Annotated in this window: 9 protein-coding genes; 6 read left to right on the top strand and 3 right to left on the bottom strand. The window is 68.9% G+C overall.

Annotated features, from left to right (window positions below; genetic code table 11):
- Positions 1 to 31: 31 nt before the first annotated feature.
- The 3 genes from ACEZDG_RS30490 to ACEZDG_RS30480 form a co-directional block, all read right to left on the bottom strand.
- Positions 32 to 1,180 carry a phosphodiester glycosidase family protein gene (locus ACEZDG_RS30490; RefSeq protein WP_380515727.1) on the bottom strand — a complete coding sequence of 383 codons (1,149 nt, stop codon included), beginning with the start codon at positions 1,178 to 1,180 and terminating at the stop codon, positions 32 to 34.
- A gap of 101 nt (positions 1,181 to 1,281) precedes the next feature.
- Entirely contained in the window at positions 1,282 to 3,627 is a 2,346-nt protein-coding gene (locus ACEZDG_RS30485; RefSeq protein ID WP_380515724.1) for a discoidin domain-containing protein, read from the bottom strand.
- 223 nt (positions 3,628 to 3,850) lie between these two features.
- On the bottom strand, positions 3,851 to 4,006 hold the full coding sequence (locus tag ACEZDG_RS30480) for a hypothetical protein (protein WP_380515721.1): 156 nt from the start codon (positions 4,004 to 4,006) through the stop codon (positions 3,851 to 3,853).
- Between the two features lie 415 nt (positions 4,007 to 4,421).
- On the opposite strand from ACEZDG_RS30480, the gene ACEZDG_RS30475 reads away from it, so the two are divergent.
- From ACEZDG_RS30475 to ACEZDG_RS30450, 6 genes are all read left to right on the top strand, one after another.
- Positions 4,422 to 5,243, top strand: a complete 822-nt coding sequence (locus ACEZDG_RS30475) for a FadR/GntR family transcriptional regulator (RefSeq protein ID WP_380515718.1) — start codon at positions 4,422 to 4,424, stop codon at positions 5,241 to 5,243.
- Positions 5,244 to 5,385: 142 nt separating this feature from the next.
- A complete protein-coding gene (locus ACEZDG_RS30470) occupies positions 5,386 to 8,610 on the top strand; it encodes a discoidin domain-containing protein (protein WP_380515716.1) in 3,225 nt (1,074 codons plus the stop codon).
- Positions 8,611 to 8,656: 46 nt separating this feature from the next.
- On the top strand, positions 8,657 to 9,757 hold the full coding sequence (locus ACEZDG_RS30465) for an enolase C-terminal domain-like protein (protein ID WP_380515713.1): 1,101 nt from the start codon (positions 8,657 to 8,659) through the stop codon (positions 9,755 to 9,757).
- A 57-nt stretch (positions 9,758 to 9,814) separates the two neighbouring features.
- A complete protein-coding gene (locus ACEZDG_RS30460) occupies positions 9,815 to 11,167 on the top strand; it encodes an ABC transporter substrate-binding protein (RefSeq protein ID WP_380515710.1) in 1,353 nt (450 codons plus the stop codon).
- Positions 11,164 to 12,093, top strand: coding sequence for a carbohydrate ABC transporter permease (locus ACEZDG_RS30455; RefSeq protein ID WP_380515707.1), 930 nt, complete (start codon positions 11,164 to 11,166; stop codon positions 12,091 to 12,093). Before ACEZDG_RS30460 ends, ACEZDG_RS30455 begins: the two co-directional genes overlap by 4 nt.
- On the top strand, positions 12,090 to 12,983 hold the full coding sequence (locus ACEZDG_RS30450) for a carbohydrate ABC transporter permease (protein WP_380515705.1): 894 nt from the start codon (positions 12,090 to 12,092) through the stop codon (positions 12,981 to 12,983). The genes ACEZDG_RS30455 and ACEZDG_RS30450 overlap by 4 nt, the downstream gene beginning before the upstream one ends.
- Positions 12,984 to 13,013 lie beyond the last annotated feature (30 nt).

The raw sequence follows: 13,013 nt of genomic DNA, 5'->3' as shown, positions 1-13,013 counted from the left end.
GGCCGGCCGCGGAATACGCTCCGCGGCCGGCTCAGCGGCGCGCGTACACCGCGACGAAGTCCCGGCTGGACTCGTCGTAGTAGCGGGTGGCGTCGCGGACGAAGTTGACCAGGTTGTGCGGCACCGGGTCGCGCGGCTGCCGCTTCCCGTCGTAGGAGATGAAAGAGGGCCAGCTCAGATTGATGTCCAGCATCATCGCGGTCACCGCCCCGGCCCGCTGCAGCACGGTGGCCAGCGACTGCACGGTGAGCTCCCGGCCGCCGACGTAGACGATGTCGCCGTGCCGGTCGATACCCACCCCGGAGCGCGGCACCGAGGCGTTGCCGCCGTCGGTCAGGCCCCAGACGTCCGTGCCGCCGTAGCGGACCGCGTCGGTCACCGCGCCGTGGGAGACCAGCGGCACCAGGCACTGACGCACCCCGACCACGTCCGGGGCCATCGCCACGTCCTGGTTCCAGACGCCGACCGAGAGCGAGCCGTCGCGGTGGAACACCTCCGAGGCGGCGCCGCTGCGCAGCGGCACCGCGGTCCGCCCGTTGAGGTAGAAACCGCCGTGGGAGTCGCCGTTGGAGAGCTTGAAGCCGCCGTTGTAGGCGGCCAGCAGGCCGGTGCGCCGCCCGGCCGGGATGGTGGACGGCACCGCCCAGCTGCCGCCCGGTTCCTCGGCGCCCGGGTGCAGCTGGAAGGTGAGCGCCTTGTTGCGCATCCAGACCACGCCGACCGGGAAGTCGGTGTCGTAGGGATCCGGGCGCATGGTCGCACTCTGGATCACCGGCTGGCCCTTGACCAGGCTCAGCGGGGTGAAGACCCCTTCGCCGGGCCGCGCGGGGGAGACCAGGGGGCGGACCCGGGCGTGCAGCGGCACCGGCGTGACCGTGGGGGTGGGCCGCGGCTTGGGCTTGGCGGCGGCGAGCGGCTGAGCCTGGGTCAGGGCGTCGCTCGCGCTGCAGTCGCCGGAGGGGGCGGTGCGCGGGTGGCCGTCGACCACGTCCGCGACATAACCCAGGTAGTGGCACCGGCTCCAGCGCGCCAGCTTGGCGCTCGCCCCGTCCTTGCCCGGCAGTGACACGGCGTCATGGACGCAGTAGGCCAGCAGTGCCAGGACCAGGAGGGCAGCGGTCAGGCCCCAACGGCGGAGCAGCGTGGGGCGCGGTCGTCCGCCCCCGTTGTGGAAAACCATCAGTTCCCTCTGTCGGCCGTGCCGGGTACGCCCTGAGGCATACCCGGCCGGACGACAGGCGGTACCGGAGTTCGCTCGCTCGGCCTACTCGTGCGGGCCGGTCAGGAGGCGTAGGCCTCCAGCTCGGACAGCTGGCCGGCCGGCCAACCGGTGTTGCCGGTGAAGGTCAGCCGCAGGTAGCGGGCGCTGGTGCCGGACGGCAGGGTGATCGTCACCGCGTTGCCGGTGGCGGGGTTGAAGGTGCGCCCCGCGGAGCCGGACAGGGTGGTGTAGCTGGAATTGTCGGTGCTGCCCAGGACCGACAGGGTCTCGGTCCGGGTGGCCCAGCTGCTGGCCGGGGGCAGCTTCAGCACCAGTCGGCCCACTGTGCGGGTGGCGCCGAGGTCGACGGTCAGGCTCTGTGGGAAGGCGTTGTCGGTGCTCTCCCAGTAGCTGTTGGCGTCGCCGTCGACGGTGTTGCCGGCCGTGTAGTTCTGGGTGTGGCCGGTGTCGGTCACGGCCGCGTGCAGCGCCAGGTCGGTGCCGGCCGGCGGCTGCGTGGTGGGCGGTGCCGTGGTCGGCGGGGCGGTGGTGGGGGTGCCGGGGCCGGGGCCCGTCGGCGGGAGCGCGCTCGGCGACGGGAAGGAGGTCAGCACCGGGGTGCTGCTCCAACCGGAGTTGCCGCTGCCCTGGTTGATGGCGAAGGTGCCCGCGGTGTTGTTCGGGTAGCCGTAGTTGTAGCTGCCGGCCACCTTGACGTTGGCGGCGGTCAGTCCGCCGACCGAGGCGGAGCCGGTGGTCTCGGCCTGGAACACGGTGGTGCCGGTCCAGTTGACGGTGTTGTTGGTGAAGTTCAGTCCGTTCACCGCGTAGCCGGAGCCGCCGCCGGAGACGATCTCGAAGGCCGCGTAGGGGCTGTCGTCGATCGCGTTGCCGCTGAGGTTGACGGTGGTGTTGCTGAAGGCCGAGTTGTAGGAGTCGAAGCGGATCGCGCCCATCGCGTGGCCCCAGTTGGGGTTGAGCGCACCGGTCCTGAGCAGGGTGTTGTTGGACACCGTGATGGTTCCGGACAACGGGGTGAACGGGGAGAGGAACGCCTGGTTGGAGATGGCGATCCCGCTGCCCAGCGCATTGGTGTCGGCGATGGTGTTGCCGGTCACGGTGTTGTTGGAGCCGCCGTAGACCGCGATGCCGTTGGCCAGCGAGGGCTGGACGATGGTGTTGCCGCTGAGGGTGATCCCGGTGTCGGGGGCGGGCATGGACCACAGGGCCAGGCCGTCGTCGCCGGTGTTGCGCAGGAAGTTGTTCTTCACGGTGCTGTTGGTCGCGTTGCCGTTGAAGTTCAGGCCGTCCGCGTCGGTGGAGAGCACGACGCTGTTCTCCACGGTGATGCCGCTGTTGCCGTACTGCAGCCAGAAGCCGACGTTGGTGTCCTGGATCCACAGCCCGTTGACCGTCGAGCCGCTGCCCAGCGAGCCGTTGATCGCGTTGGCGGTGCTGTCGTCGTGGCGGCCGACAGTGGAGCCGAGGATCGCGAAGCCGCTGAGGTTGACCGGGCCGGAGACCGCGGAGGTGTTGTTGATGAACTCATTGGTCGCCAGCTGCGAGTACCAGCTGCCGGCGCCGACGATGGTGGCCTTGTTGACCTGCAGCGCCGAGGTGATCCTGAAGGTGCCCTGCGGGATCCACACCGGCACATTGGCCGCGGCAGCCGCGGCGATGGCGGTGCGGAAGGCGTTGGTGGAGTCGCCGCCGCCGCTGGCGTCCGCGCCGTCGCTGACCACCGAGATGGAGCCGGCGGGCTGGGCGGCGGGGGCGGCGACGTCGAAGAAGTCGGCGACGTCGAGGGTGTAGGGCAGGGCGGTGTCGCCGGAGTCGACCTGGAACTTGACGGTCGATCCCACGGCCGCCTCGGAGGGCAGCTTCAGCCGGACGTCGTCGTAGAACTTGTGGGTCTTGCTGCCGGCGATGCCGCCGGTGCTGATGTAGCTGTAGGCCGAGGTGAGCGACAGCTCGGTGCTCAGCTTGGTCCCGTTGACGTAGACGGACAGCTTGCCCGAGGCGCCCTGCGGCACGGCGTAGTGCAGGTCCACGGCGTTGGCCGCGGCGGTCAGTTTGAACTGCAGGTACTGGCCCTGCCCGGTGAGCTGCACCGCCTGCCGACCGGAGGCCTCGGTGGCCAGGTCGCCCTGGGTGTAGTCGGGGCCGATCAGCTTGCCGTTGGTGGTCGACTGCGCACCCTCGGCCTCGTACTCGGTCATTCCGGGGAGGACCGCCCCGGAGGCATTGGCCGCCGCGGCGGCGACCTGGGTCAGCCCGACCGGGGCGGTGCCTGCGGTGGTGGTGGAACCGTGCGCGGGAGCCGCGACCAGCAGCCCGAGCCCGGCCAGGGCCAGGGCCGCGGCAGTCGCCCCGGCCTGGACCTTCCTGTCCTTCCGCAGCGCGTGTATGGAACGGTGGTCGGTCACGAGGTACGACCTTCCTGAGTGACATGGGGGAAGCCAGAGATGGCAGGTTCAGGTCACACCCCAGGACACAACAACCCGTCACTTCACGGCGCGCACCACTAAACCAGCCCTGAGGTGCTGTCACAAGATGTAAACGAAGACCCGTAAAAAACAGACTGTGGAGATTTGGGAATTGCGCGAACACTGAAATTTGACAGCAGCGCCCGGGGCTCGGCGGGCCGGCTCAGCGGCGGCGGCCTCGGAGGATCAGCACCACGACCACCACGGCCACGGCCAGGGCGGCGATGACCAGGCCACCGGTCTGCAGCGGCAGCCGCTGCGCGGTGATGGCCAGGCGGAGGTGCTGGAGGTGGTGCAGGTGCTGAAGGCGCTGAGGCATGGACGGTGCTCCTTGGGGCGGTGGGGGCCGTGGGCCGCACTGGTGGGTCACCGGGTATCTGTCGCGGTGCGGGGGTGCGGTTCCCGTGGCCTGGCTCACATGGAGGCTCGCAAAGAGGTGTCGGCCAGGACGGGGGAGACCTGGCCGACACTTGTTCAACGCTCAACCAGGACTGGGCGTTCCCTGGCGATAGGTCAGATCTATCCGGGCTTGCTTGCCAAGGCAGGGGAAGAATCGGATCTATACGGAGTGCCGAGCCGGGGTGTCCCGTGCCTCATGGGATGATTTGTCGGCTTTGAGTGGCGAGTTTGATGTCCCGACGAGCAAAATTCGCCGGGAAGCTTCCCTTCCGGATCTACCGGTGCCATAGTGGCGGCGAAAATAGATCTGGTTCATTCAGGGCAGGGGTCATCTGGTGTCAGGGACAGCGAAGACCGGGCCGGGCGAGGCGGACGATGAGTCGGACCGTTACCGTCCGGGGTACGAGGTGGTCGCGGAGCAACTGTTGGGCTATATCGCCGAACAGAACCTGATGCCGGGGGACCGGTTGCCGACCGAGCAGGGGCTCGCTCAGATCCTCGGAGCGACCCGCAATGTCACCCGGGAGGCGGTCAAGGTCCTGGCGGCGATCGGCAGGCTCAGCGTCCGCAAGGGCGCCGGGATCTTTGTCGCCGCCTCACCGGGGGCCCTGGCCGACGACCAGTTGGCGCACTTCCAGCCCACCAGCATGGAGCATGTGCTGATGCTGCTGGACTTCCGGCGGCTGATCGAGGCGGAGACGGCGCGGCGTGCCGCGACCCTCGCCACCCCGATCGAGGTCCGTGCGATGCGGGAGAGCGCCGAACTCTCGCTGGCCGCCGGAAGAGCGGTCGACGCAGTGGAGTTCGCCCGGGTCGACGCCCTGTTCCACGAATGCATCGGTATCGCCGCGCACAACCTCTTCCTGCGGTCGGGAGTGGCCAATATCCGACGGCTGTTGTCGCAGTCGGACGTGCTGCTGTTCCACGGGGACGTGCCCGGTTCGCTGGAGGTCGCGGCCAACCAGCACATCGCCATCACCGCGGCCATCGCTGCGGGCGACCCGGAATCGGCCGCGGCCATGATGACCACCCATATCGACACCACCCAGCACCAGTTCGAACGCAGGATCCGTGACCGTGTGTTCAGCCTGACCAACAGGCCGACGGCTGCCGCCCCGTCCACGCAGCCGGCGAGCCAGGAGACGTCCGCCTCGTAGCGGAGCGCTCTTCCTCTCTGTCGCACGTATCACGCCTGTCCGCCCACCCCGGCAGTCGATTGGAATTTCAGTGACGAAATTTCCTGCCCTTTTTCGCGCGCTGACGCGGAGAACCACCGTTGTCGCCGGCATATCGCTGGCGATGCTGGCCGCACCGAGCGGTACGGCCCTGGCGCACAGCCCGTCCCGGGCCCCCGCCGCCGCCTCACCGGTCAGCGTCTATGTCTCCCCGACCACCGGTTACGACCACGGGGCCGGCACCAGGGCGCACCCGTTCCGGACCCTGGTCGAGGCCAGGGACTACGTACGCACCATCGACAAGAACATGAAGCGGGACATCCAGGTCGAGCTGGAGACCGGGACCTACCAGCTGACCAGCACGTTCGCGCTGACCAGCGCGGATTCCGGCAGCAACGGCCACAGCATCGTCTACCGGGCCGCGCCCGGGGCCGCCCCGGTGGTCAGCGGCGGTTCCGCGGTCACCGGCTGGACCCTGGCCGATCCGGCGCACAACGTCTACAAGGCGCATGTCGGCGACATCGACACGCGCCAGCTGTATGTCAACGGCGAGTTGGAGACCCGCGCCAAGAGCGCCGACAACCCGCCGGGCTTCACCAAGACCGCCACCGGTTACACCATCACCGACACCAGCATGGACAGTTGGAAGAACCAGTCGGACCTGGAGGTGGTCAGCGCCTGGGGCTGGATGCTCTACCGCTGCCCGGTCCAGTCCATCGTCGGCACGACCATGACGATGCAGCAGCCCTGCTTCCACAACGCCAATCTGCACCAGGGCGAGGAGATCCAGAACCCGACCTGGCTGGAGAACGCCCGTGAGCTGCTGGACACCCCGGGGGAGTGGTACCTCGACAAGAGTGCCGGCGACCTCTACTACATGCCCAAGGCCGGCCAGAACCTCGCCACCGCGACGGTGACCGTGCCCCGGGTGCAGGACCTGGTGGACCTGAACGGCACCCTGGGCCACCCGGTCAGCAACGTCGGCTTCCAGGGCATCACCTTCTCCTACTCCACCTGGCTGGCGCCCAGTTCGTCCGACGGAATGGTCGAGGGCCAGGCGGGCTTCCGCATCGTCGGCGACAACAACCCCGACTTCGACTCCACCCGGCTGAACTGGGTGAAGACACCCGGCGCGGTCAATGTGAGCTACGGGCACGGGGTGTCCTTCACCGGCAACACCTTCACCCACCTCGGTGCGGTCGGGTTGAACCTCAACACCGGCACCCAGGGCACCGACGTCACCGGCAACGTCTTCAAGGAGGTCGCGGCCACCGGGATCCAGGTCGGCGGCACCGACGTCATCGACCACCATCCCAGCGACAAACGGTCGATCACCAAGGACAACACGGTCGACAACAATGTCGTCACCGGTGTGGCCGACCAGTACCGCGGGTCGGTCGGCATCCTGGTCGGCTACACCGACCACACCGTGGTCACCCACAACAAGGTGTACGACCTGCCCTACAGCGGGATCTCGGTGGGCTGGGGCTGGGGTCTTACCGACCAGGGCGGCGATACCAACTACCCCGGCAACAGCGGCGTCCCGATCTACACCACGCCGACCACCAGCAGGGACAACGTGGTCAGCGACAACGATATCAGCGACATCATGAAGTCCCAGGCGGACGGCGGGGCGATCTACACCCTCAGCTCCGACCCGGGCGGCGTGGTCTCGGGCAACTACATCCACGGCATCCCCGCCCCCGCGTACGGCGCCATCTACCAGGACGAGGGCAGCCGCTACTGGACCACCACCGGGAACGCGCTGTGCGACGTGGCCTTCCAGTGGCTCTTCCTGAACCACGGCATGGACATCAAGGCCACGGACAACTTCACCACCCAGTCGGCCTTCAACACCCAGGCCAACAGCATCAACGACACGCTGACCGGTAACACCACGCTGTCCGCCTGCAACCAGTTGCCCGCCTCGATCGTGGACAACGCCGGCCTCCAGCCCGCCTACCGGCACCTGGACCCGGATCCGGTCAGCACCGACCACACCGCACCGACGGCACCCGGCAAGCCCTCCGCCGTGACCGCCTTCCCGACCGTGGCCGACCTCAGCTGGCCCGCCGCCACCGACGGCACCGGCGTCACCGGCTACTCCGTCTACCGCGACGGCAAGCTCGTCAGCGCCTCCGCCGGTACCGGCGTCCGGTTGTCCGGCCTGACCGCGGCGACCAGGTACACCTTCACCGTGACCGCGCGGGACGCGGCCGGCAACGAGTCCCGGCCCAGCGCGCCGCTGACCGTGACCACGCCGTCCGGCAGCGACCTGGCCCTCGGCAAGCCGGTCACCGCCTCCTCCTACTCCAACCCTCCCGGGCTCGCGGTGGACGGGGACCTGTCCACCCGCTGGGCCCAGGGGCTCGGGCTGCCCGACCCGTCCTGGATCCAGGTCGACCTGGGCGCCCAGTACGACGTCGCCGGGGTGATCACCACCTTTGAGAAGTCCAACGGCTACAAGTACCGGATCGAGGTCTCGCCGGACGAAGTCCACTGGACCACCCTGGAGGACCACACCGGCGCGGCCACCACCGAAGCGGCCCAGTACGACACCGCCTCCTCCACCGTCGACGGCCGCTACCTGCGGCTGACCGTCACCGGCTCGAACGGCAACGGCGGCAGCATCTACGAGCTCCAGGCCTACGGCACCGCGCTGCCGCCCAGCACCGACACCACTCCGCCGGCCGCCCCCGGGCAGCCGACGGTGACCCCGGTGCTGCCCGGCCAGGCCGACCTGAGCTGGCCGGCCGCCACCGACAACGTGGGTGTGACCACCTACGAGGTCTACCAGGACGGCCAGCGGATCGCCGTCACCGACGCGACCGCCTACCGCGTCACCGGCCTGAGCGCGCAGACCCCCTACACCTTCACGGTGGTGGCCCGCGACGCGGCGCTCAACGAGTCCGCCCCCAGCCCGGCCGCCACCGTCACCATGCCCGCCACCGTCGACCTCGCGTTGAAGGCCCCGGTCACCGTCTCCTCCTACTCCACTCCCAACACCCCCGACCTGGCCGTGGACGGAGATCTGTCCACCCGTTGGGCCCAGGGGCTCGGGCTGCCCGACCCGTCCTGGATCCAGGTCGACCTGGGCAAGGTCACCCAGGTCTCCAGCGTGGTCACCACCTTCGAGAAGCCCAGCGGCTACCAGTACCTGCTGGAGTACTCCAGCGACGGGGTCGGCTGGTCCACCCTCGACGACCACACCGCTACGGCCACCACCGCACAGACCAACTACTCCGTCGCCGCGGCCCCGGTGTCGGCCCGCTATCTGCGGCTGACCGTCACCGGCTCCAGCTACAACGGCGGCAGCATCTACGAGATCCAGGCGTACGGCGGTTTCTGACCCACTGTCAGCTGCCCGCACCCGCTCCTACGAACAGAAAGTCAGCATGAAGATCACTCATGTCGAAGCCCACCGGATCGGCGTTCCCGCGGCGGATCCCCCCTTCCAGTGGCGGAACGGGTTGGCCGGCAGTCCGGCGGTGGGCGACGGCGCGGTGCTGCGGATCGGCACCGACGAGGGCGCCGAGGGCGTGGCGCTGTTCGCCCGGCCGGGAGCCGCCGTGCTGCTCCAGGACCTGGTGGACCGGGTCTTCCGGGACGAACTGGTCGGACAGGACCCGTTCCAGCGGGAATGGCTCTGGGAGCGGGTGTGGGAGCTGGACCGGATCCAGGAGCTCCCGCTCCCGGCCCTGGGCCTGATCGACATCGCCCTGTGGGACCTGGCCGCGCGGGCGAACGACCAGCCGGTCTGGCAGTTGCTCGGCGGATTCCGCGAGGCCATACCGGCCTACGCGTCCACCTCCACCTTCGCGACGACCGAGGAGTTCCTGGACGTCGCGGACCAGTGCCTGGCCCTGGGCTACCGGGGCATCAAGCTCCACGCCTGGGGCGACGCCCGCAAGGACGCGGCGCTGTGCATGGCGCTGCGCGGGCACGTGGGCCCCGAGGTGCCGCTGATGTACGACGGCTCGGCCGGCTTCGACCTGCCGGACGCGGTGTACCTGGGGCGGGCGCTGTCCGAGGCGGACTACCTCTGGTACGAGGAGCCGATGCGCGAGTTCAGCATCACCGCCTACAAGCGGCTCGCGGAGCAGGTCCAGGTGCCGTTGCTGGTCGCCGAGACCTCGGACGGGGCGCACATGAACTCCGCCGACTTCATCGCGGCGGGCGCGGCCACCTTCGGCGTGCGCACCGGCACCACGCTGCGCGGCGGCATCACCGGCGCGATGCGCACCGCGCACCTGGCCGACGCCTACCGGCTGCGGGCCGAGGTGCACGGCTCGGACATCCCCAACCACCACCTGTGCATGGCGATCTCCAACACCACCTACTACGAGTCCTTGGTGACCTCCACCACCGTCACCCGGGAACGCCACGTCGACGCCCAGGGCCTGGTGCACGCACCGGTCGGCCCCGGCATCGCCCTCCCGCACGAGAACGACTACCCCGCGGAACTGCACCGGTTCGTCGAGGGACACACGAACTGACCGCAGGCCCGTCCCACCCCCACCCGAACAGAGCCCCAGTACCGGAAAGGCACCACCATGAGAACCCTGAGAGCCGTCGCCCTGCTGTCGGCGTGCACGCTGACCGCCCTGGCCGGGTGCGCCAGCGCCGACCCGTCGACCGGAGCCTCCTCGGCCTCCTCGGCCGCGAGCTTCAAGCCGGTCGCCCAGGACGCGAGCGCGACGGTCACCGTCTGGACCGACTCGACCCGGCTGCCGGAGGTGCAGGCCTACCAGAAGGCCAACCCCGGCGTGAAGCTGAACATCGTCACCTACGACGGCAGCGCGGACGGCTCGACCTACCTGCAGACCAAGGTCCAGCTGTTCGACCGCACCGGCAGCGGCTGGCCGGACGTGGTCTTCGGCTCCCCGACCGACGTCACCTGGGCGTCCCAGCCCACCAAGCCCGGCGCGACCCCCTTCGCCGCGCCGCTGGACGAGAACCTGGTGCCGCAGAGCACCCTGGACAACTTCGCCAAGGGCTCGCTGACGCCGTGCCAGTTCAACGGCCACACCTACTGCCTGCGCAACGACATCGCCCAGGTTGTGCTCTGGTACAATAAGAAGCTGATGGACCAGTTCGGCTACACCGTGCCCACCACCTGGCAGCAGTACCAGGCCCTCGGCGAGAAGGTCGCCAAGGAGCACCCCGGATACCTGGTCGGCGCGGTGGGTGACACCAACTCGCAGGAGTCGTACTTCTGGTCCAGCCAGTGCCCGGCGTTCCAGCTGACCGCCCCGGACACCCTGCGCACCGACCTGTCCAGCCCGAACTGCACCCGGATGGCGAGCCTGCTGGACACCCTGATCGCCGACAAGTCGGTCAGCACCCAGGGCTTCTTCAGCCAGGGCTTCGCCAAGGACAGCGGCAGCAAGGTGCTGATGGCCAACGGCCCGTCCTGGTACGGGCAGTACCTGTTCAACTCCGCGTTCAAGACCCCCGCCGGGCAGATCGCCGCCGCCGCCCCGCTGACCTGGGACGGCGAGAGCACCGCGGCCACCGGCAACGTCGGCGGCGGGGTGTGGATGGTCTCCTCGCACAGCACCAACCTCAAGGGCTCCACGGCCCTGGCGACCTGGCTGACCACCTCCGACGCCAACCAGGCCGGCGCCCCCACCTACCCCGCCTACGGCCCCGCCGCCGACGCCTGGCTGGCGAACCCCGTCAACAAGGCCTACTTCGCCACCGACGTCAGCAGCGCCTTCAAGACCGCCGCCAACGAGGTGTGGACCGGATGGGCCAACACCAAGTTCAGCGACGCCACCGCCTGGTCCAGCGTGGTCCTGCCCGCACTGACCGCGGGCAAGACCCTGACCGCCACCCTGCCCGCCTGGCAGACCGCCATCGCCAACCAGGCCAAGGCCGTGGGATACAAGGTGACCACGCAATGACGTTGCTGGAATCCCGGCGCGTCACAGCTCCCGCCCGCCGCCGCGGTACGCCGCGGCGGCGGGGCGGCGGCCTCGCGGGCTACCTCTTCGTCGGCGGCTACGCGGTCCTGCTGCTCGCCTTCGGTGTGTTCCCCACCGTGTACGCGTTCTACCTCTCGCTGACCAACGACCGGGGCCAGTTCACCGGCGTCAACCAGTTCGTCAAGGTGGCCAAGGACTACCGGTTCGTGCCCGCCTTCGCCAACATGCTGCTCTACCTGGCCATGTGGCTGGTGGTGCTGGTCGTGCTGACCGTCCTGGTGGCCGTGGTACTCAGAGGCCGGATGCGGCCGGGCATCTCGGCGCTGTTCCGGTTCCTGTTCTACATCCCCGGCGCGCTGGCCGGCGTCGCCAGCGTCCTGGTCTGGCTGTTCATGCTCGACCCGGCCGTCAGCCCGGTCTCCTGGCTGCTGGACTCGCTCGGCTTCCACAGCTTCGCGGCCGTGCTGACCCCGGGGAACCTGCCGGTGATCTTCGTCCTGATCGCCTTCTGGACCGGCGCCGGCGGCTGGATCGTCGTCATGTACGGGGCGCTGAACAACATCCCCGACGAGGTCCTGGAAGCCGCCCGGATGGACGGCGCCGGACCCTGGAAGACCGCCTGGCACATCCAGATCCCGATGATCCGGCAGTGGATCGCCTACATGGCCATCCTCGCCTTCGCCGCCGGCACCCAGCTCTTCGTGGAGCCGCAACTCCTGCAGACCGCCAGCCTGGGCCGGGTCACCCCGACCTGGTCACCCAACCAACTCGCCTACGTCTTCGCCTTCCAGCAGGGCGACTTCAACGGCGCCGCCGCCATCTCCGTCTTCCTGCTGGCCCTGGGCCTGATCGGCGCGGGTGTGCTGGTGCGACGCTCGGACATGTTCAAGGTGGATGAATCATGACGGACACCGCTCTCCGCAGATCCCCCGGACGGCTGCTGTCGACGCTCGTCGTCGTCCTGCTGCTCGGCCTGCTGCTGGTCTTCTTCGTCCTGCCGGTGATCTGGCTGCTGCTGGCCCCCTCCAAGACCGCCGCACAGATCGTCAGCGACCCGCCGCTGTCGTTCGGCTCCTTCGGCCAGATCGGCAAGGCATGGGACCATCTGACGTCGTTCCAGGACGGCGCACTGCTGGTGTGGCTGAAGAACTCCGCGATCTACTCCGGCGCCTCGCTGCTGCTGACGCTGGCCACCAGCATCCCGGCGGGCTACGCGCTGGCGCTGACGAAGTTCCGCGGGCGCAAGACCCTGCTGATGGTCACCCTGGTGACCATGATCATGCCGTCGGCGACCCTGGTCCTGCCGATCTTCCTGGAGCTCAACAAGTTCCACCTGATCGGCACGGTGTGGTCGATCATCCTGCCGTTCTCGTTCTACCCGTTCGGCGTCTACCTGGTCTACATCTACTTCGCCACCAGCCTGCCCCGCGACCTCCTCGCCGCGGCCCGCATCGACGGCTGCTCGGAACTGCAGATCTTCACCCAGATCGCACTACCGCTGGCCAGACCCGTCATCGGCCTGGTGGCCTTCTTCAGCTTCGTCGGCAACTGGAACAACTTCTTCCTGCCCTACCTGGTCCTGCCCAACAGCAACGAGTTCCCCATCCAGGTCGGCCTGAACCAACTGCTCTCCTCCACACCCTCGTTCAACCCGGTCGCCGGCGCCGGGCTGAACATCACCATCCCGGAACTGGCACTGGCCATCATCATCGCCATCCTGCCGGTACTGGTTCTCTTCCTGTTCTCCCAACGGACGCTCGTCTCCGGGATGCTTGCGGGTGCAACCAAGGAATGACGGTTCATCAATGAGGAGTTCACGTGCGCA

This window comes from Streptacidiphilus alkalitolerans (genome assembly GCF_042511045.1).
In the GTDB taxonomy this organism is placed as follows: domain Bacteria; phylum Actinomycetota; class Actinomycetes; order Streptomycetales; family Streptomycetaceae; genus Streptacidiphilus; species Streptacidiphilus alkalitolerans.
The sequence above is the reverse complement of the archived record's forward strand: the minus strand, read 5'-3'. Positions and strand labels throughout refer to the sequence as shown.

Coding starts and splice junctions, on each gene's coding strand:
- ACEZDG_RS30490 (WP_380515727.1), bottom strand. CDS start 1,180: ATGGTTTTCCACAACGGGGGCGGACGACCGCGCCCCACGCTGCTCCGC.
- ACEZDG_RS30480 (WP_380515721.1), bottom strand. CDS start 4,006: ATGCCTCAGCGCCTTCAGCACCTGCACCACCTCCAGCACCTCCGCCTG.
- ACEZDG_RS30470 (WP_380515716.1), top strand. CDS start 5,386: ATGCTGGCCGCACCGAGCGGTACGGCCCTGGCGCACAGCCCGTCCCGG.
- ACEZDG_RS30465 (WP_380515713.1), top strand. CDS start 8,657: ATGAAGATCACTCATGTCGAAGCCCACCGGATCGGCGTTCCCGCGGCG.
- ACEZDG_RS30460 (WP_380515710.1), top strand. CDS start 9,815: ATGAGAACCCTGAGAGCCGTCGCCCTGCTGTCGGCGTGCACGCTGACC.
- ACEZDG_RS30455 (WP_380515707.1), top strand. CDS start 11,164: ATGACGTTGCTGGAATCCCGGCGCGTCACAGCTCCCGCCCGCCGCCGC.
- ACEZDG_RS30450 (WP_380515705.1), top strand. CDS start 12,090: ATGACGGACACCGCTCTCCGCAGATCCCCCGGACGGCTGCTGTCGACG.